16 protein-coding genes and 1 tRNA gene are annotated in these 19,565 nt (G+C 66.5%); 7 read left to right on the top strand and 10 right to left on the bottom strand.

All coding sequences use genetic code 11. The features are described from left to right. Positions 1-18 precede the first annotated feature (18 nt). The 5 genes from carA (at position 19) to ACOQPI_RS15465 (ending at position 7,994) form a co-directional block, all read left to right on the top strand. Positions 19-1,167, top strand: coding sequence for a glutamine-hydrolyzing carbamoyl-phosphate synthase small subunit (carA, locus tag ACOQPI_RS15485; protein WP_420620513.1), 1,149 nt, complete (start codon positions 19-21; stop codon positions 1,165-1,167). Then, positions 1,160-4,498 carry a carbamoyl-phosphate synthase large subunit gene (carB, locus tag ACOQPI_RS15480; RefSeq protein WP_420620512.1) on the top strand — a complete coding sequence of 1,113 codons (3,339 nt, stop codon included), beginning with the start codon at positions 1,160-1,162 and terminating at the stop codon, positions 4,496-4,498. The genes carA and carB overlap by 8 nt, the downstream gene beginning before the upstream one ends. Positions 4,499-4,508: 10 nt before the next feature. Further along, entirely contained in the window at positions 4,509-5,450 is a 942-nt protein-coding gene (locus tag ACOQPI_RS15475) for a dihydroorotate dehydrogenase (RefSeq protein ID WP_420620511.1), read from the top strand. Then, the gene (gene pyrF, locus ACOQPI_RS15470) at positions 5,443-6,168 is read left to right on the top strand and encodes an orotidine-5'-phosphate decarboxylase (protein WP_420620510.1); all 726 of its coding nucleotides are present in this window, start codon (positions 5,443-5,445) and stop codon (positions 6,166-6,168) included. The genes ACOQPI_RS15475 and pyrF overlap by 8 nt, the downstream gene beginning before the upstream one ends. Positions 6,169-6,368: 200 nt before the next feature. Continuing rightward, a complete protein-coding gene (locus tag ACOQPI_RS15465) occupies positions 6,369-7,994 on the top strand; it encodes a Calx-beta domain-containing protein (RefSeq protein ID WP_420620509.1) in 1,626 nt (541 codons plus the stop codon). Here ACOQPI_RS15465 and ACOQPI_RS15460 read toward each other — a convergent pair. The 4 genes from ACOQPI_RS15460 to ACOQPI_RS15445 all read right to left on the bottom strand — a co-directional run bounded on the left by ACOQPI_RS15460 (position 7,991) and on the right by ACOQPI_RS15445 (position 9,539). Next, complete coding sequence (locus tag ACOQPI_RS15460) at positions 7,991-8,887, bottom strand: IS3 family transposase (protein WP_420618059.1); 897 nt, start codon at positions 8,885-8,887, stop codon at positions 7,991-7,993. The two genes, ACOQPI_RS15465 and ACOQPI_RS15460, sit on opposite strands and share 4 nt — an antisense overlap. Next, positions 8,884-9,168: a transposase gene (locus ACOQPI_RS15455; RefSeq protein ID WP_420618060.1), complete on the bottom strand. Its 285-nt coding sequence runs from the start codon at positions 9,166-9,168 to the stop codon at positions 8,884-8,886. Before ACOQPI_RS15455 ends, ACOQPI_RS15460 begins: the two co-directional genes overlap by 4 nt. 9 nt (positions 9,169-9,177) lie before the next feature. Continuing rightward, on the bottom strand, positions 9,178-9,444 hold the full coding sequence (locus tag ACOQPI_RS15450; protein ID WP_420620508.1) for a hypothetical protein: 267 nt from the start codon (positions 9,442-9,444) through the stop codon (positions 9,178-9,180). A 22-nt stretch (positions 9,445-9,466) separates the two neighbouring features. Next, positions 9,467-9,539: transfer RNA gene (locus tag ACOQPI_RS15445), tRNA-Arg, on the bottom strand. A gap of 50 nt (positions 9,540-9,589) precedes the next feature. On the opposite strand from ACOQPI_RS15445, the gene argS reads away from it, so the two are divergent. Together argS and lysA are read left to right on the top strand one after the other, a co-directional pair. Further along, positions 9,590-11,212, top strand: coding sequence for an arginine--tRNA ligase (argS, locus tag ACOQPI_RS15440; protein WP_420620507.1), 1,623 nt, complete (start codon positions 9,590-9,592; stop codon positions 11,210-11,212). Positions 11,213-11,222: 10 nt separating this feature from the next. Continuing rightward, positions 11,223-12,491 (top strand): diaminopimelate decarboxylase, encoded by a 1,269-nt coding sequence (lysA, locus tag ACOQPI_RS15435; protein WP_420620506.1) that lies wholly within the window; start codon positions 11,223-11,225, stop codon positions 12,489-12,491. Between the two features lie 15 nt (positions 12,492-12,506). Here the strand turns inward: lysA and ACOQPI_RS15430 are convergent, their stop codons facing one another. The 6 genes from ACOQPI_RS15430 to ACOQPI_RS15405 all read right to left on the bottom strand — a co-directional run bounded on the left by ACOQPI_RS15430 (position 12,507) and on the right by ACOQPI_RS15405 (position 19,423). Then, entirely contained in the window at positions 12,507-12,785 is a 279-nt protein-coding gene (locus ACOQPI_RS15430) for a hypothetical protein (RefSeq protein WP_420620505.1), read from the bottom strand. Positions 12,786-12,829: 44 nt separating this feature from the next. Beyond that, a complete protein-coding gene (locus tag ACOQPI_RS15425; protein WP_420620504.1) occupies positions 12,830-13,033 on the bottom strand; it encodes a hypothetical protein in 204 nt (67 codons plus the stop codon). 65 nt (positions 13,034-13,098) lie between these two features. Beyond that, positions 13,099-17,265, bottom strand: coding sequence for an FtsK/SpoIIIE domain-containing protein (locus ACOQPI_RS15420; RefSeq protein WP_420620503.1), 4,167 nt, complete (start codon positions 17,263-17,265; stop codon positions 13,099-13,101). A 63-nt stretch (positions 17,266-17,328) separates the two neighbouring features. After that, positions 17,329-17,598: a WXG100 family type VII secretion target gene (locus ACOQPI_RS15415; protein ID WP_420620502.1), complete on the bottom strand. Its 270-nt coding sequence runs from the start codon at positions 17,596-17,598 to the stop codon at positions 17,329-17,331. A gap of 95 nt (positions 17,599-17,693) precedes the next feature. Continuing rightward, positions 17,694-18,947 carry an amidohydrolase family protein gene (locus ACOQPI_RS15410; protein ID WP_420620501.1) on the bottom strand — a complete coding sequence of 418 codons (1,254 nt, stop codon included), beginning with the start codon at positions 18,945-18,947 and terminating at the stop codon, positions 17,694-17,696. Positions 18,948-19,060: 113 nt separating this feature from the next. Next, positions 19,061-19,423, bottom strand: coding sequence for a hypothetical protein (locus ACOQPI_RS15405; protein WP_420620500.1), 363 nt, complete (start codon positions 19,421-19,423; stop codon positions 19,061-19,063). Positions 19,424-19,565: the final 142 nt, after the last annotated feature.

The raw sequence follows: 19,565 nt of genomic DNA, 5'->3' as shown, positions 1-19,565 counted from the left end.
GGCTTTGGAGGCCACGCCATGATCCGCGAGGCGGCACTGGTTCTCAGCGACGGGGAGGTGTTCGAGGGAGAGGCCATAGGCGCGGAGGTGCCCAGCGGTATCACCTCGGGAGAGGTGGTGTTCAACACCGTGCTCACCGGCTATCAGGAGGTGATCACCGATCCTTCCTACGCCGGGCAGATCATCACCTTCACCTACCCCCACATCGGCAACTACGGCGTCGCGCCCGCCGATCACGAGAGCCGCCGACCTTTCTGCCGGGGCGTGATCGTGCGGGACATGGCCCGCCGCCGCTCCAACTGGCGCTCGACCGGCGACCTGGAGGCTTTCTTGGTCAACCAGGGCATCGCCGGCCTCGCCGGGGTGGACACCCGGCGGCTCACCACCCACATCCGCGATGCCGGGGCCATGCCCGGTGCCTTCGGGACCGCACCTGAGTCCGACCTGAGAGCCGCGGCGCAAGCCGAGCCCGGCACCGACGGCATCGACTTGGTGGCCACCGTCACCCGCTCGGAGTCCGAGCACTTCACCAGCACGAGGGACGGCGGAAAGCCTCCCCATCGAGTGGTGGCCCTGGATTTTGGGCTTAAGGCCACCATCGTTCGCCACCTGCGGACCATCGCCCACGTTGAGGTGGTGCCCGCCAGCACGTCTGCGGCCGACATCTTGGCCCGACAGCCCGACGGGGTGTTCTTGTCGAACGGGCCCGGCGATCCGGAGGCGGTAGCAGGCGCGGTGGGAACTATCTCCGGACTGCTGGGCGAGGTACCGATCTTCGGAATCTGCCTAGGTCACCAGCTTCTGGCCGCGGCATTGGGCGGCGAGACCTACAAGCTGCCCTTCGGCCACCACGGCGGCAACCACCCGGTGCGAAACCTGGCCACCGGCACGGTGGAGATCACCAGCCAGAACCACAACTTCTGCGTGGCCGACAGCTCCATACCCGGTGCCGACATCACCCACATCAACCTCAACGACCACACCGTGGAGGGCCTGCGCTGCCGCGACCTGCCCGCGTTCAGCGTGCAGTACCACCCTGAAGCCGGCCCCGGCCCCCACGACTCCCGCTATCTGTTCGCCCAATTCGACGAGCTCATGGACGGCCTCCACACAACTGAGTCAGGCCCAGCCCAGGGCCAGCTGCTCGGAGGGGCGACCCATGCCTAAAAGAACCGACATCGAGTCGATTCTGCTGATCGGGTCGGGTCCCATCGTGATCGGCCAGGCCTGCGAGTTCGACTACTCCGGCACCCAGGCCTGCCGGGTGCTGCGCGACGAGGGGTATCGGGTGATCCTGGCCAACTCCAATCCGGCCACCATCATGACCGATCCCGAGTTTGCCGACGCCACCTACGTGGAGCCTCTCAGCCTCGAGGTGCTCACCGGCATTATCCAGCGGGAGCAGCCCGACGTGCTGCTGCCCACCCTGGGAGGGCAGACCGCGCTCAACCTGGCCATGGAGCTCATCGAGTCGGGGGTGGTGGACAAGTACGGGGTGGAGGTGATCGGCGCCGATCAGACCGCCATCTCCACCGCTGAGGACCGGGCCAAGTTCCGCCAGGCCATGATCGACATCGGATTGCCCGTGCCCCCCTCGGCCACCGCCCACACCCTGGACGAGGCGGTGGAGGTCATGGAGCGCATCGGGCTTCCCGTGATCATCCGGCCCGCCTACATCCTGGGCGGCACTGGCACCGGCATTGCTCACACTCCCGAGCAGGGCCGGGACATGGCCGCCCACGGCCTGGCGGCCAGCCCCATCAGCGAGATCCTCATCGAGCAGTCGATCGCCGGCTGGAAGGAGTACGAGCTGGAGGTGATGCGCGACCGGGCCGACAACTGCGTGGTGGTGTGCACCATCGAGAACCTCGATCCCATGGGAGTACACACCGGCGACTCCATCACCGTGGCTCCGGCCCAAACCCTGTCCGATGTGGAGTACCAGGCGCTGCGGGACGCCGCCTTTGCCTGCATCCGCCGGGTCGGGGTGGAAACCGGCGGCTCCAACATCCAGTTCGCGGTCAACCCCGACAACGGCGATTTCGTGATCATCGAGATGAACCCGAGGGTGTCGCGCTCATCGGCGCTGGCCTCCAAGGCCACCGGGTTTCCCATCGCCAAGATCGCCGCCCGCCTGGCGGTGGGTTACACCCTCGACGAGATTCCCAACGACATAACCGAGAAGACCCCGGCCTGCTTCGAGCCGGTCATCGACTACGTGGTGACCAAGGTGCCCCGGTGGGCGTTCGAGAAGTTCTCCGGGGTGTCGGGAGTGCTCAACACCCAGATGCAGTCGGTGGGGGAGGTCATGTCCATCGCCCGCACCTTCACCGAGTCGCTGCAAAAGGGGCTGCGTTCGCTGGAGTTGGGCCGCCACGGGCTAAACGCCGATCCGGCTGAGGCCGCCTACAACTCCCTCAGCGACGAGGAGCTGCTGGCCGCCGCCGCGGTGCCCACCCCCGAGCGGATCTTCCAACTCGAGGCCCTGCTGCGGCGGGGGCTCACCGTGGCAGAGCTGTTCGACGCCACCAAGGTTGACCCGTGGTTCTGCGACCAGATCCTCCAGATCACCGAGGAGCGGGCCGCGTTGGCCGAGTGCGGCTTCGACGCCATGACCCCCCGAGCGTGGAAGCGGGCCAAGCAGTTCGGATTCTCCGATGAGCAGCTCGGCTATCTCTGGGATGTGCCCGCGGCCGAGGTTCGAAAGGCCCGCATCGCCGCCGGCGTGGAGGCCACGTTCAAAACAGTGGACACCTGCTCGGCCGAGTTCGAAGCCGAGACCCCGTACCACTACTCCACCTATGAGGACGTGGGCGAAGTGGCCCCCTCTGATCGGGCCAAGGTGATCATTCTGGGGTCGGGTCCGAACCGGATCGGCCAGGGAATCGAGTTCGACTACTGCTGCGTCCACGCCTGCTTCGCGCTCTCGGAGGCTGGCTATGAGACCATCATGGTCAACTGCAACCCGGAGACGGTGTCCACCGACTACGACACCAGCGATCGCCTGTATTTCGAGCCCCTCACCGAAGAGGACGTCCACAATGTGATCGACGCCGAGCTCCGGTCGTCGCAAGTTGCCGGCGGTCCCGGCATTGCCGGGATTGTCGTCTCGCTCGGAGGTCAGACCCCGCTCAAGCTGGCCGGAGTGCTGCCCGACGGACTGGTGGTGGGCACCAGCCCAGACAGCATCGACCTGGCCGAGGACCGGGAACGCTGGAATGCCCTGTGCGCCCGACTCGACATCCCCCAGCCGGCCGGGGGCACCGCCGCCACCGCCGATGAGGCCCTGGCGGTGGCCGATCGCATCGGCTACCCCGTGCTGGTGCGGCCCTCCTATGTGCTGGGGGGCCGGGCCATGGTCATCGTCTACACCGACGATGATCTGGCCGACGCCATGGCCGAGTTGGCCGCTTCCGGCTCTTTGGGCCGGGAGGGAGGGCTGTCGGCTGAGCGGCCGGTGCTGATCGACCGCTTCTTGGAAGACGCCACCGAAGTGGACGTGGACGCCATCCGGGACATGTACGGGGAGGTGCTCATCGGCGGGGTGATGGAGCATGTGGAGGAGGCTGGGGTGCATTCGGGCGACAGCGCCTGCATGCTGCCGCCGGTCCACCTCTCCGAGGCCACCGTGGCCCTGCTGGAGCGCCACGTGAAGGACATCGCCAGCGCGCTGGATGTGGTGGGGCTCATCAACGTGCAGTTCGCGGTCAAGCAATTCGGCATCGGGGCGGCCGATCAGGTGTTCGTATTGGAGGCCAATCCCCGGGCGTCGCGCACGGTGCCGTTTGTGGCCAAGGCCACCGGCGTGCCCTTGGTGAAGGTGGCCACCCGGGTCATGATGGGCTCAAGCCTGGCCGATCTACGACAGGAGGGGCTGTTGGGAGGTCGGGCCAACGGCGACCACATATCGGTCAAGGAGGCCGTGCTCCCGTTCAACAAGTTCCCCGAGGCCGATGCCATTCTCGGCCCGGAGATGAAGTCCACCGGCGAGGTGATGGGCATCGACCTGCGTCCGGGATTGGCCTTCGCCAAGAGCCAGATCGCGGCGGGCGCCCCGCTGCCCGCCAACGGCACCGTGTTGATGTCGTTGGCCGACCGGGACAAAGCCGCCGGGGTGGAGATGGCCCGAGGCTTCACCGGCCTTGGCCTGGACATTGCGGCCACTTCAGGCACCGCCGCCGCGCTGTCCGAAGCCGGTGTGCCGGTGGCCGAGGTGGTGGCCAAGGTCGGCGAGGTGGGCACCAACGTGGTGGAACTGATCGACGACGGGCGGGTGCAGTTGGTGGTAAACACCCCGAGGGGCCGCGGATCACGGGCCGATGGCGATCACATCCGCCGGGCGGCCAGTCGTAACCGGGTGCCTCTATTGACCACCGCTTCGGCCGGGTTGGCCGCCGCCGACGGCATGGTCGACTGGGCCCGTCACCAACTGCGGGTTCGGACCCTCCAGGAATATCACCGCGGGGTGACCAGCGATCAGCTGGCTCTCGATCTGTGAGCTCGACTAGATGAGGCGGGGCGAACCGAAGCCGGCGTTGGAAACCGCCATTGGCTCGGTTCGGTTGTCCAACCCGGTGATGACCGCCTCGGGCACGGTGGGCCACGGCAACGAATTGGCCCGCTACCTTGACTACTCCGTGCTGGGCGCGGTGGTGGTGAAGTCGCTGGCTCCCTATGGGTGGCCGGGCAATCCCCCGCCCCGGGTCCACCCGGTTCCTGCGGGGATGATCAACAGCGTGGGCCTACAAGGCCCCGGCCTGCCCCGGTGGCTGGCCGAGGAACTGCCGGCACTGGCCGACACCGGTGCCCGGGTAGTGGCGTCGATCTGGGGGCGAACCCTCGACGACTACAAGGCAGCCGCCGACCTGCTGGCGGCGGCCAGCAGCCTGGCGATGGAGGCGGTGGTGGCAGTGGAGGTCAACGTCTCCTGTCCCAACCTGGAGGATCGGGGCCGGATGTTCTCCCATTCCGCGGCCATGACCCGGGCCGCGCTGGCCGCCACTGCCACCTGCGGTCTTCCCCGGTGGGCGAAGCTCAGCGCCACCGGCGATCTGGTGGATATTGCTGCCGCCGCAGTGGAGGGCGGCGCTTCGGCCCTCACCCTCATCAACACCCTGCTGGGCATGGTCATCGACACCGAGTCCCGCAAGCCCCTGCTGGGCGCTGGTGGGGGAGGAGTATCGGGGCGGGCCATGGGCCCGGTGGCGGTGAGATCGGTCTTCGACGTGTACGCCGCCCTGCCCGATGTGCCCATCGTCGGAGTGGGTGGCATCGCCTCGGGGGCCGACGCGGTGGAGATGATGATGGCCGGCGCCTGTGCGGTGCAGGTGGGTACTGCCACATTTGCCGACCCTCGGGCCCCGGCCAAGGTCTTGCGGGAACTGGCCCGCTGGTGCGCCGCCCACGGCGTGAGCCGATTGGACGAGTTGATTGGAGCAGCCCATGAGTAAGACGACGCGCGACCCCCGCCTGGCCATCGCGTTGGACGTGGATGATCTGAATATGGCCTGTTTGATGGCCGATGCCGTTCACCCCTGGATGGGTGTGGCCAAAGTTGGATTCGAGCTGTTCTCCACCGCTGGTCCCGCCGCGATCACCGCCGCGATAGATCGAGGCTATGAGGTGTTCGCCGATCTCAAGCTGCATGACATCCCCAACACAGTGGGCCGGGCCGCGGCCAAGCTGGGTCGAACCGGGGTCCGCTGGCTGACCGTCCACACGGTAGGCGGGGCCGACATGCTGCGGGCCGGAGTGGAGGGCCTGGCTGAGGGCAGCGACGGCAACGCCCAGGTCCTAGGGGTGACCATTCTGACCAGCGATGCCGACCGATCCCGAGAAAAGCTCGAAGCGCGGGTGGCCCTCGCCCGAGACGCCGGTTGTGGCGGCGTGATCTGCTCGGCAGCTGATATCGGAGTGGTCAAAGACGTCGCGCCCGAGCTGAAGCGCGTGGTGCCCGGCATCCGGCTTCCCGACTCAAGCAACGACGACCAAGCCTCGGTGGCCGCTCCCGAGGGCGCCATCGCCGCAGGGGCTTCCATATTGGTGATCGGCCGGACAGTTACCTCACCGGTCCAGAGGATGACCGTTGGCTCTGCGCACTTGGCCCATGCGCTGGCCGAAATGGCCGACAGGGCTCGGCTGGTCGCCGCCAGCATCGGTATTGCCTAATTGCGTTTTTCGGTTCGGTAAGCTAATTTTTGGGTAAGCGGGGGAGCCTGTTCCACGAGTTTGGTGCTGGCCGGGGCCTGTTTGGCTTTTTTTGATGTCTGGCTTCAGCATAGGCATCTTGCAACAGGTGGTTTCTGGTGGAGCGCTACTCCCGACTAACAGCTAGGCGAGCATCGGCGATTGCGGCCCTGCTCGCTCTCATGGCAACAGTGGCAGGCGTCGTGGTGGCAAACACCGCGGTGGCTCAGACGGTGCCCGTGGTAACGGTCACCGCCAATGCTGAGCGCGTCTACGAGCGTGAGACGGCCACGTTCACGATTCGCATGGATCCGGCGCCAACCAAGCAAACCCGGGTCAAGTACATCGTCGCCGACAGGTATGATGCCGTAGGCAACAGCCGGGAGGGCCATAAGTCCGTCACCTTCCAGCCCAACCAGGCCACTCAGACCATTTCCATTCCCACCCAGGAGCTGGTGTACACCTACAATGTCCAGGGCGCTGGCCAGGGTGGTCTTCCCAAGCAGGTCCCCTGCCAACGTCCGGGTGGGGAGTTACCGGATGTGCCCAGCGAGAAGCCGGCTTCTGGACTCTGGTCGAGTCTGACCGCTGAGCAGTTCAATACGCTGCGCGACGTCTGCAACGCTCTCCGCCTGGGTGCCACCATGGGTGAAGTATCGGTGGTCATTGCGCTGCCGGGCGACTCGGGCGGCTACACGAGGGGCAGTCCAAGGACTGCATACACCGACGTTCGGGACAAGTCCCTCAAGAGCAGCGACCCCAAGCCGCCGCCGGTGGTGAGCATCGCGGCGGGCAGCGGGGTTGTTGAGGGCGGGGATGCTGTGTTCACCGTGACTGCCGATCCGGCACCGTCGAGCGCTTTGACGGTGGATGTGACGGTCTCCCAGAGCGGTGATTACGGCGTGTCCACAGGGTCGCGCCAGGTGACGGTGTCTACCTCGGGCAGCGGGACGCTGACGGTGTCCACCACTGGTGACAGCGCCGATGAGGTGGATGGCTCGGTGACGGCTGTTGTGGACGGCGGCACGGGTTACACGGTGTCTTCCACGAAGGGCTCGGCCACCGTCGCGGTGGCCGATGACGATGATCCGCCGGTTGTGGTGCCTGATGTGTCGTTTGGGTCTTCTGTTTATTCGGGTGGTGAGGGGTCGGGTTCTCGGAGTGTGAGCGTTGGGCTGGTTTTGTCGGCGGCGGCGCCGTCGGGTGGTCTTGCGGTGTCGTATCAGGTTGGGGGCAGCGCGGTCGCGGGGTCGGATTATTCGAGTTTGAGCGGGTCGGTGACTTTCGTCCAGGGCTCGTCGTCGGCGGCCATCGCGGTGTCGGTCACCGACGATGCTGTTGATGATGACGCGGAGACGATTGTGCTGACGCTGGTCGACGGGGCGGCCTATGACCTGGGCACGCCGAGCTCCACCACGATCACCATCGCCGATGACGATGATCCGCCGGTTGTGGTGCCTGATGTGTCGTTTGGGTCTTCTGTTTATTCGGGTGGTGAGGGGTCGGGTTCTCGGAGTGTGAGCGTTGGGCTGGTTTTGTCGGCGGCGGCGCCGTCGGGTGGTCTTGCGGTGTCGTATCAGGTTGGGGGCAGCGCGGTCGCGGGGTCGGATTATTCGAGTTTGAGCGGGTCGGTGACTTTCGTCCAGGGCTCGTCGTCGGCGGCCATCGCGGTGTCGGTCACCGACGATGCTGTTGATGATGACGCGGAGACGATTGTGCTGACGCTGGTCGACGGGGCGGCCTATGACCTGGGCACGCCGAGCTCCACCACGATCACCATCGCCGATGACGATGAGCTTCCCCCCTAATCGTGGAGAGTTTGTTTTTGAGGGTCGGGGTTGTGGGCCTGTTCGTATTCTACGGGGCTGGTCATTCCGATTGCGGAGTGGAGGCGGTGCTGGTTGTACCAGGTGTGGACCCATAGGGTGATTTCTCGTCGGGCCCGGGCTCTGGTGGTCCAGGCTCGGCGTGAGATGAGCTCGTGTTGGAGGGTGGAGAAGAACGACTCGGCCGGCGCGTTGTCCAGCGCGTTGCCGGTTCTTCCGGTGGACCGTGAGATGCCGAGCCGCCGGCAGGCGGCGGCGAAGGCTTCTGAGGTGTATTGCGATCCCTTGTCCGAGTGGAAGATGACGCCTTTGACGTTGCCGCCTCTGGTGGCGACCGCGGTGTTGATGGCCTGTTTGGCCAGCTCGGCGGTCGGGTACCGGTCGGAGGTGGCGAAGCCGACCATGCGCCTGGAGTAGAGGTCCTCGACGGTCGCGAGGAACACCGGGCCCTCGGCGGTGGGAACCTGTTTGAAGTCGCCGCACCATTTCTGGTTGACCCCTGTCGCGCTGAAGTCGCGGCCCAGAAGGTCTGTGGGGGCCGCATGGGAGCTGTCGGGGCTGGTGAGGCCCTTTTTGCGTTTGGGGCGGGCGCACAGGCCCTGGCGGGCCATCGAGGCCTCCACCGTCTTCTTCGACACCGACAGGCCATCGCGTCGCAGCCGGGCGCGCACCCTGGGCGACCCGTAGGTGCCGTCCGATTCGTCGAACGCCTTTTTCACCTCGGCGTCCAGCGCCCGGCGACGCCGCTGCCGATCGGTCAGCGGCCGGTCGAGGTGCTTGTAGAACGTGGATTCCGCCACGCCCAGCGCTCTGCAAGCCACAGAGTGAGGCACACCGTGGTCGGTCCTTTGGGCCGCGATGAACCCTGCGGTCACCGCGTCGCCTCGTTGACCCAAAGGACCACGGATCGTTTGAGCACATCACGCTCCATCTCCAGCTCGGCGACCCGGCGGCGCAGCCGGGCCAGCTCGGCCCGCTCGTCGCCGCTCAGCCCGCCCGAGCGCTCGTCTCGGTCCCGGCGCACCCAATTCCCGAGCGTGCCCTCGTTGACGCCGAGCTCCCGGGCGACGTGGGCCACCGGCCGGCCGGTCTCCTTGACGATCCGGACAGCCCCATCACGGAACTCCCGGTCATAATCTCTTCGCGGTCTGGACATAGCTCCTCCTTATAGAGCATGTCTCCACGAAAAGGGGGGAACCTCAGCAGGCTGAATGTTTTGGTTTTCTGTTTTTGTTTGGCCGGTCTTGGCGGCAGTGTAGGCGGTTTCGAACTGGTCGGGTGATTGGTCGTTGAGGTAGCCGGCCTCGACATCCGCGTCATCGACACCCAAACCGGAGAACTCCTCCGACACCTCACCCTCAACCCCAACACCGACCACCAACCCCGAAACAAACCCTGAAAAACCCGCCCCGCGCAGGTTCACCCCTTCCACATGCCTTGACACATCACAAAAGCGCCCACGGCAGGATTCGAACCTGCGACCCCTTGCTCCGGAGGCAAGTGCTCTATCCCCTGAGCTACGTGGGCAGTAACTGGGTGAGTATACCCAGCGGGGCATCGGTACCATGTGCCAGTTCATGGCCGACATCCGCACCTCCCTTTCTGATGCCCTGCGCGGCGCGCTCGTCGCCGTCGGAATCGACCTGCCTGCCGACTTCCAGGTCGGGTTGGAGCGACCGGCGCGGCGGGAGCACGGGGACTGGTCGTCCAACGCCGCGCTGGCCATAGCGAAGGGGGCGGGGCGCAATCCTCGAGAGCTAGCAGCGGAGCTGGCCGCCTGGCTGGAGGAAAACCGGCCTGAGCATGTGGCTGAGGTGAGCGTGGCTGGGCCCGGGTTCGTCAACTTCAAGCTGGTGCCAAGCTGGCTGCACAGCGTGGTCGCCGACGCGGTGGCCACCGGTGTCGACAGCTATGGGCGCCAGAACTTGGGCGCGGGCCGCACGGTGATCGTGGAGTTTGTGAGCGCCAACCCCACCGGGCCGGTACACGCCGGCCACGGCCGGGGAGCGGCTTATGGCGATGCGGTGGCCCGGTTGCTGGAGTGGTGCGGGTACGATGTGCAGAGGGAGTTCTACATCAACGACCGAGGCACGCAGATGGAGCTCTACGGTGCTTCTCTTGCCGCCCTCCGAGCTGGTGACCCCGTGCCCGAAGACGGCTACAACGGCCAGTACATCGCCGATTGGGCCGCGGAGATGCCCGCGGATGCCGATGCCCGCCAGTGGGGGCGGGAGCGGGCGCTGGCCGATCAACAGGACGTGCTGGGCTCGATGGCGGTGGAGTTCGACACCTGGTTCAGCGAGCAGGCGCTGGTGGACTCCGGGGCTATCGACGACACGCTGGCCGCGCTTGACGCCGCCGGCGCCTCCCACGAATCCGACGGGGCCCTGTGGCTGCGCTCCAGCGACCATGGCGACGACAAAGACCGGGTGCTGATCAAGTCGGACGGGGAGTACACCTACCTGCTGCCCGACATCGCCTATCACCGCGACAAGCTCGATCGGGCGGGCCAGGAAGGCCTGCTGATCAACGTGTGGGGGGCCGACCACCACGGGTATGTGGCTCGAATGAAGGCGGCCATGGCTGCGCTGGGCTGCGACCCTGCCAGCTTGGAGGTGGTGGTGACCCAGCTGGTGCGCTTGGAGCGCGACGGCGAAGAGGTGCGGCTGTCCAAGCGCACCGGCGACCTCATCGAACTGCGAGACGTGATCGACGAGGTGGGGGCCGACGCCACCCGGTTCACCTACCTGCTCCAATCCATGGACACCGCCCCCACATTTGATCTGGCCAAGGCCGCGGCCCAAGTGATGGAAAACCCTGTGTTCTATGTGCAGATGGCCCACGCCAGGGTGTGCTCCATCGCGGCCCGAGCCCAGGCCGATGGGGTGGAGCGCCAGAGCATCGACCAGGTGGACTTGAGCCTGCTGGTCCACGAGCGGGAGCTGGAGATAATGCGACAGCTCTCCACGCTGGGCGAGGTGATCGCCGCCGCCGCCGAAGAGCGCGCCCCGCATCGCATGACCGCTTGGCTGAGGGACTTCGCCGCCGCGGTCCACAGCTTCTATCACGACTGCTATGTGGTGGGCGCCGGCATCGCCCCTGAGCTGACCCAAGCCCGCCTGGTCCTGATCGACGCCGCCCGGGTGGGCTTGGCCGTTGGCCTCGGCGCCCTCGGCGTAAGCGCCCCCGAGTCGATGTAGGGGACTGGTTGTGTCGGCTCTGCCTCAGCACCTGCTGCCTGACAACGCCTCGGTTGGTGACGACGGGCGACTCTCCATCGCCGGTTGCGACGTGCTTGACCTGGCGGGGGAGTTCGGTACCCCGCTGTTTGTCTACGATGAAGCCCACATGCGGGATCGGTGCCGCCAAGCCCGGACTGCGTTCGCCGGGTCGGTGGCCTATGCCTCCAAGGCGTTCTTGTGTCTGGCCATGGCCCGGCTGGTCCACGAGGAGGGCCTCGACCTAGACGTTGCCACCGGGGGAGAGCTCCATGTGGCTCGGGCCGCGGGTGTGCCTGGCGACCGCTTGGTGATGCACGGCAACAACAAGTCGGCTGCCGAACTCGCTGCTGCGGTCGAAGCCGGGGTGGGCCGCATCGTGGTGGACTCGTTCGACGAGCTCGACCGCTTGGACGCCCTTCACGCCGCCACCGGCACCCGTCCAAGGGTACTTCTGCGGATCACACCGGGGGTGGAAGCCCACACCCACGAGTACGTCACCACCGGGGTGGACGACACCAAGTTCGGCTTCACCGCCTCCACCGGACTGGCCGATGCTGCCATCCGCCGGGCCCAGGAAGCCGAATCGGTGGAGTTGGTGGGCCTGCACGCCCATATTGGCAGCCAAGTGTTCGAGCTGCGCTCCTTCCAGCAGGCCGTCGAAGTGATCGCCGGGTTCGCCCAGCCCTACGGCCTGCCCGAGCTGTCGCTGGGCGGCGGTTTGGGCGTGGCCTACGTGGAGGGAGAATCGGCCCCCACCATCGCCGAGTGGGCTGAGGCCATTGCCCAGGCATGTAGTTCGGCAGGTTTCACTGCCCCGGTGGGCGTTGAGCCGGGACGGGCCCTCGTAGCGTCTGCCGCAGTGACGCTCTATGAGGTGGGAACCATCAAGGAGTTACCGGGCATTCGCACCTATGTCTCAGTCGACGGCGGCATGAGCGACAACCCCCGCCCCGTGCTGTACGGCAGCGGCTATGAGACGTTTCTGCCCCGGGCCACCGACCGCGAACGCGACAAGACCGTCCGGGTAGTGGGCAAGCACTGCGAGTCGGGCGACCTGCTGGTACGAGACGGCCAGGTGCCCAGCGATATCGCAGTGGGCGACATCCTGGCCACCCCAGTAACCGGTGCGTACGGCCACTCCATGGGCTCCAACTACAACAAAGTCCTCCGCCCCGCCGTGGTGTTCGCCCGAGACGGCGACGCCCGCCTCGTTGTCCGCCGCGAGACCAACGAGGACCTCCTCCGCAACGACCTCTAGTTGGCTGCTGTGGGCTCACGGCAGGATCTCATGTCCGCCGATCCGCAGCCAGACGATGTGAATCTTGCCTTCGACGACGGGTTTGCCAAAGGCGAAGGTTGCTCGCCCGCCAGGGGACCAGGTCATCTCCCAGTTATCGGAGACACCCCTGATTTTCTTAACACGAAGCCCGGTCCGGAACCAGGTGAGTCGGCCGGTTTCGATCGCTAGCAAATCAGTTCTGAACGCTCGTAGACGGTCGTTGAATTGAGATTGCTGTGCTGGGGTGAGCCGTTTCAGGTCGCGTAGGAACAAAGAGTTCTCAAAATGAGTGGGCAATTTGTGGTGTTGGGGAGGGTCTACTGGGCTGCGTCGCGGCGGCGCGCCTGCATTGCAGCGATAAAGTCCTCTGTGCTGGCGTGGAAAACGCCCCCCTCCAAATCTGGGGGAGTTCCTTTGCCCACGCTGGCGTAGATGTCTTCAATAGTCATTGCCTCAGACTCGACGTCGTCGTGCTGGACGCGGGTTGAAGTGCGCCGGTTGTCTGGGCGGTCAATGGCCATTGCTGACTCTCCTGGGTCTGCTTCTTCCCATGACTCTACCGGGCGGGGAACACCTTGTCGGTCGGTTAGCCATGATGGGCGATCTGGATGATGGAGGGTTGGCCGTTTTGGATTAGGTAGCCGCGGCCGGGGATTGCCGGGAGGGTGGGGCGGGTGGGGAGTTGGATGGTGAACAGGTCGCCGTCGAGGGGGGTGGGCTGGAGCAGGACGCCCGTGCGAGAGAAGCGGATCTCCGCGGTCCAATGGCCGTAGGCAGTGCGGAGGCGGTCGGCGCGGCCGGCGGCCACGATGTGCAGGCCGGAGGGGCTGTCGGCGGCCAGCGACTTGAGGGCGCCATCGGGGTCGGGGACTGTTTCGGCGTCGTCGATTAGCACCAACGTGGGATGGTCGGCCTCACTCGTTGCGGTCAGCAACTCGGGTGGGCCCACGGCTACAAGGTCGATGCCGGGACAATTGGCCAGCGGCGACCCCCCGGAAACCAATGCGATCACCCGTCCTCCGGAGGCTGCGGCTACTTCAGCCAACAAGGCCAGCGCGGCGGATCGGCCCGACCGGGCCGGGCCCAGAATGAGCGCGTGCTCGCCGGGGTAGAGGGAGAGCCCAGCTGGGGAAAGGGTGTCGTCGCTCAACCCCAGCGGGAGGTACCACGGGGAGTCGTCCAGGCGGGGCTGGTCCAGGCGGGTGGGATGGACGACGGCAGGCAGGCTCTCCACCGGTGGCGGGCCGCCGGACTGGGGGCAGGCCTCGGCGATGGCGGCTGCCGCGGTGGCCAGCCCTCCGTCGGGCACTGCGACTTGGAGCTCGATTCCCGACGGGACGGTGAATCCCCGACCGGGCGGCAAAGTTGCAGGGTCGTCTACGGCCACGCCCCACTGGCGGTACAGAGCGGGGTCACCTAGGCGGAAGACGAATGTCTGGGGGGTTGCGGCCTGGATGGCCCGGCTCACCTTGGACAGTTGGTCGGCGGCGGCAGCGAGGAACAGGCCGACAGCCGGGCCCTCGGCCCACACCCGTTCCAAGGAGGCCAACAAAGCGTGGTCGGCCACGTTGTCAAGGCTCTTGGCCAGGCCGCCCCAGTTGTCGACCAAAGCCAACACGAGCGGAGGGTTGGAATCAGAGGGGCTCCGGCTTTGGCCCAGCCTTTGGTCGAGTTCGTCTTCCAGTCGGCGGATCAGCCTGCGGATTCGATCGCGCTCATCGGGGCCCACCACCGCGCCGCAGTGGGGCAGGGCCATCAGGGGGACCAGCTGACCCGAGCCGGAATCGATGGCGTAGAGGTGGCAATCGACTGGCGAGTATCGGCTGGCCAAGGAAATGCCCAGCGTCCCCAACGCAGTGGTGGTGCCACTGCCTGGGTTTCCCGCGAAGATGACATTGCCCTGATCGGGATCCCACTCCAAGGGGTACTGGGTCTGCTGGTTGGGGTCGTCGGCCAGGGCGAACACAGCGCTTGGGCTAGCCTCGACGGCTAGAGAGTCGAGCGAGACCGTTGTCGGCAAGGGATCGGGCCAGGGCTGGCGAGGCGGGGAGCCGCCCCAGCCGTCCCAGGCGGTGATCGCGGCAGCGGCCAAGCGGGTCAGGTCATCGGGGGTCTGGTTGCCAGAAGCAGCCTCGGCCTCAGGGGTTGGAATGCCGTCGGGTGCGGGAGAGACCCGGACACCTTGCTGGACGGCGGTTACCCCGGTGACCAGAGCGCACTGGAACTCCACCAGTTCGCCGGGGCCGAATCGGGCGAACGCCCGACCGGGTCGATGTCGGCCGATGGCCGCGGCCTCCGGGCTGTCGAGCACGTCGGCCGAGTCGGCGGGGTCTAGCACCCGCAGTGCGATTCGCAGCGCAGTGTTGGTGCGGATATTGGCGCTCACGGCCCCCGCGGGGCGCTGGGTGGCCAGCACCAGGTGCATGCCCAGGCTGCGGCCCCGCTGGGCCACATTCACCAGGGCGTCCATGAAGCCGGGCAGCTCGACAGCCAGGGCGGCGAACTCGTCGATGACCACCACTAGGCGGGCCAGCGGCGACCAGGGTTCATTGCGCCTGGTGTGGGCCATCGACCAGTAATGGGCCAGGTCGGTGGCCCCTCGGTCTCGCAGCACTTGCTCGCGGTGGCGTAGCTCAGCCTCCAAACAGCGCAGGGCTCGCTCCGCCAGTCGGTCGTCGAGATCGGTGACCAACCCCACCACGTGGGGCAGCGAAGCGCAGGCGTCGAATGCGCTGCCGCCCTTGTAGTCCACCAGCACGAAGTTGACCCGCTCAGGCGAGTAGTTAGCGGCTAGCGAGGCCACCAGCGTGCTCAGCAACTCGCTTTTGCCCGACCCGGTCGTACCGCCCACCAAGGCATGGGGGCCGTCGGCGACCAGGTCGGCCATCAACGGTCCGTGGCTGTCGGCTCCGATGAGAGCAGCCAGGCTGTCGGCTTGCCGATCTTCCCCCCAGCGATAGGCGATCGCCTTCGACAGTGCCGAGGAGTCAACCGAGGGGTCGGGACCATCGCAGGCGGGCAATCCGAGGAGGTCGAACAGCGATGATCGGTCGGGAATGCCGGAATCAGCGCCGGTTTGCTCGGGGTCTTCGTAGCGGGCCAAGCCGCGGGCGGCATCCCGGGCCAGGCCCAAGCTCATCCCGGTGGCCAGCACTGAGCAGAAGGCCTCGCCCGATTGAGACAGATCGACGGTGCCGGAGAGATCGCGGGCCTCGATGACCGAGGTGGCGGTGGCGGGTAGTTGGTCGACGCTGGTGGCCAGCACGATGGCCGAGACTGGCCCAGACAAGCCCTGAAGCAGGGGTCGCAGCGGCGGTGCTCTCCCCGTGGCCAGATTCTCCCCGTCGGCCACCACCAGCAGTTGTGGCCAGTGGCCCTTCCCCCGGCGGTCCCAGGCCTCGGCCAACTCCCCGGCGATTTCCGCCACGGCGGTGCGGTGGTTAGCCATCAGATGCGGCCGCCCGAGGGCGGAGTGGGTGGTGTGGGGAAGCCAGGCGGTCCACGTCCAAACCGGTGCGGCAACCTCATCGGCGGCCACCAGCAAGGCCAGATCAGCTGGGCCGTGATAAGCGACTGCTTGGATGAGCAGACTTCGGGCCATGGCAGTGGTGGCGCTGCGGGGGCCCACCAATCCGACCAGCTTGCCCGGACCCAGATCCACGGCAATGGGAGAGTCGGGCATCCGACCGAGCTGATCGAGAACCGCGGTTGCCTCGTCGGCGGGCTGCGGGCCGTTGACGGCCAGCACGGGATCGAAAGGGACGGGGCCGTGGGCGGCTACCAGCGACAGGAAGTCGTCGTGGTCGGGCCTTCGCTCCCAGAGCCGGACACTGGGTTGGCGGATCCGCCTGACTGCCTCGGCGAGGTGGGGATGCAGGTTGCGCCGCCGACGGGTCTCCGCCGCATGCGCCGCCTCGGCCGCTGCTTGGAACTCCCTTAGGGATGCCTGCGACCGTCGCAGGGATCGTCGGCGCTGAGTGCGGTCGCGACGGCGGTTGTCAAACCAGTTGGCGCCTATCATCAGCGGGCTGAGCAGGGCGAACAGCGCCATGTAGGGGCTGTAGAGCACTGCCATCAACAGTCCGACCAACAGCGGTCCGGCCAGCGCGGCCCAGCCGAATGAAATCGTCCGAGGCGATCGCTGTGGTTCTTCAGCGGGGGCAGGGAGTGGTTCGGGCCGCGGGGGAAGCGCCGGACGGGGAGGGCGGTTCAGAGCGATCCTCCCAGAGCTGGTTCGCCCCAGGACGGGGGCCGGTTGGGCCGGCCGGTCGTCGGGCGCGTCGGAGACTTGGACCAGCGCACCGCCCAGCCGCAGCGGCGAGGAGGGTTCCACCGCGGCTGGCTCATCGTCGCCCACAACGGCAAAGAACTGTCCGTCTCGGCGTTCCAAGCGGGCGTGATGGGGTCGCAGCCCCATGTGGGGAAGGGTGAGGTCGGCGTCGGGGGAGCGGCCCAGGCTCAATCCCTCTGCGGGAATTGAATGGCGGTCGCCGGCGCACAGCCCTCCCACCACCTCCAATGCCCACCCGGGCTGGTCGGGTGCCGGGCCCGGACAAACGCCCACCCGGCTGCCGTCGGCCACCCCGGCCTCGTCGAGGCCGCGGTTGGCTTCCATCCACTGGTCGCCCACCCACAGTCCGTCAATCGGCGCCGGCAGGCCCAGCACCTCGGCCAGCTCCCCTACATCGGCCACCGCACCGCCGTCGATGCTCACCTCTTGGGCGCCTTCCGGCCCGTGGTAGAGCAGGCGCACAGGCCGCTCTGACGGTGCGGGTCCGACTGCGGGCTCAGACGAGGACGAAGGCAGGCAGCACCATCAGACCGAGTCGAGGGCCGCGATGGTGTTCTGGCGCTCAAGGCCGATCGAGGTGGCCAATTCGGCAAGCGCCTCTTGCAACTGCCCGAGCGAGGGCGACCATTGCTCGTGCCAGGCGCCGCGGAATCGCTCGGAACGGCTGCCCGTCCAGGTGGTGCCCTCCAAGGTGGCGGTCAGGCGGGTGCGGAGGTCTTCCACCTGGCCGGCGAACGCAGTGAATTGCTGCTGGAGGTGGTCCATCTCTTCGGTGTTCATGGTGAGCACAGACATGGTGAGGCCTTTCGGTCGGCTGATCCCTCGGGCAGATCAGGCGGGACCATTTTGATAGTCGCTCAGAAGTGATATATCAAGACATTTATCGAAAATTATTGTCTATCAATGTGCTCGTCGAAAGCGGCCTTGACCCATGAGAGATCATCGGCGGCCACCCGGCTGCGGGTGAGGTCTGGATCTATCCCATAAACCCGGGCTGCGTTCAATCCAAGGATCTTCTCTTTGATGCGGGGGGTGAGCTCCGGGTAGCCGTGGCGCTGACGCAGCTCCTCAGGAATCTGAAAGGCCCGGAAGGCGTCGATGAGGGGCTGCGGCGACCCGTACCAAATCGAGTCGCTGCCCCATACCACGTTGTCCTCTCCGACCGCATTGAGCAGCTTTCCGAGTACATGGGCCGCCTCCCGGGGCCGACGCAAAAGCACATACCAGGTGCTTCCCAGTTCGGCGTAGACATTGCCACCGGGCTCGATTCCGGCCTCCTCCAGGCTCTTGATCAGGCGGTCGGTGCCCGCGGGGGTCTGCCGGTTGTAGGGGCCTTCTTCTTCCTCGCCGACCGGTGTCTCGTACCCAGAGTGGTAGACGAGGAAGTCGATTTCGGGAAAGCTGGCCGCGGCCGGGCCGATGTCGGCTGGCGACCCGGCGGGCGCCAGAGCGCTCAGCCCCTTGTGGGCGCAAACGATGCCCACCCCCAACTCTCGGCTGCTTTCCAAAAACGGCAGACCACACTCTTCGTCGTCGAGCCGCCAGCCGGGCTGATCCCCCCACCCCTGGATGGTGTAGATCTTCCATCCCGAAGGCCTGTTGAGCTCCATCAGCGATCCCAGCCGATCCAGCTCGCCCGGTGCGTTGGGATGAACGATGGAGTGATTGATCAGGCGGCCGGTACCGGCCAGTCGATCTATCAGCTCGCGTGTGGCGGCAACCTCGGGGTTGGTGAGAATGCTGTGGTCGTCGTCGCCGGGCGTGCAGGTGAGCACCGCGGCGGCAGTCTCGCTCTCCAGGAAGATGTGACGCAGGTAGTTGCCGAGGTCGAGATGGATCGCCGGGTCAAGCCCCTCCCACCGGTCAGGGGCCACGCTGCGGATGAACCACATAATTCCCTCGACGCCGGGGGCGTGGGCGCGATGGCGAGCGACGTAGTGCGTCTGAACGTCGATCACGAGTTCGTCGCCCTCAAATGCAGCGTCGGCTGCTTCCGGGTCGGTCTCGCCTTGAGGATCGACCGTGTAGTAGCCCCCGCCCCAGGCCTCGTCGATGGCCCGCAGCGCGGTCGCCGTCCCCCGTCGACTCGCTGCGTACTGGTGCTGATGGTGAAGCGTGTCTCCGGTGGCCTCCGCCCGGGACACTGCTCGTGCTACGGCCCACTGATCACGCCTCGACCACGCCAAGGGCCGGTATTCATCGTTGCTGCGGTGTTGCAGCAGCACCGGGATCGGCAGGAGTCTGGCAGGTGAGATGGCTATTGAAAATAGCTTGCTTGCAGCTCGAGTTCACGAGCTTCTTCTCGCTGCGCGGCCTCGGCGGCCCGCTCGACTCGGGCCGCGTCGGCGTGCAGTTCGTCGGCCCGGGCTTGGAGCCGGCGGGCTACCTGCTCGATCTCGTAGCGCAACCGAACCAGATGGCTGTGCTGGTGCCGAAGCCGGAGCCGGCTGGCGTCGGCGACAGCCGACAGCCACACCGCGGGTACATGACGGGCAACTGGCCTGTCGAGCACGTGGTCTAGCCCGTACCAGATCTGGTCGACGTCAGTTCGAACCTGTTCGCACGCCGCGGCCTGACGACGCAGGTCAGCGGCGATGGAGAACAGCTCGTAGGATGACATGTCGTACTTAAAATATATTGTTTAGACAGAAAAGCAATGAAAACTCTTAAGTGGGGGAAATCTTGCCAGTTGGGCCGGGCTGAGCCGGTACGGTGGAGATGGTGAGCGATTCTTCCAAGACGCGAATCGGCGTGGTGAAGTG

This window comes from Candidatus Poriferisocius sp. (genome assembly GCF_965219815.1).
In the GTDB taxonomy this organism is placed as follows: domain Bacteria; phylum Actinomycetota; class Acidimicrobiia; order Acidimicrobiales; family Bin134; genus Poriferisocius.
Note: the sequence above shows the minus strand (reverse complement) of the source record. Positions and strands in the feature narration are given on the sequence as shown.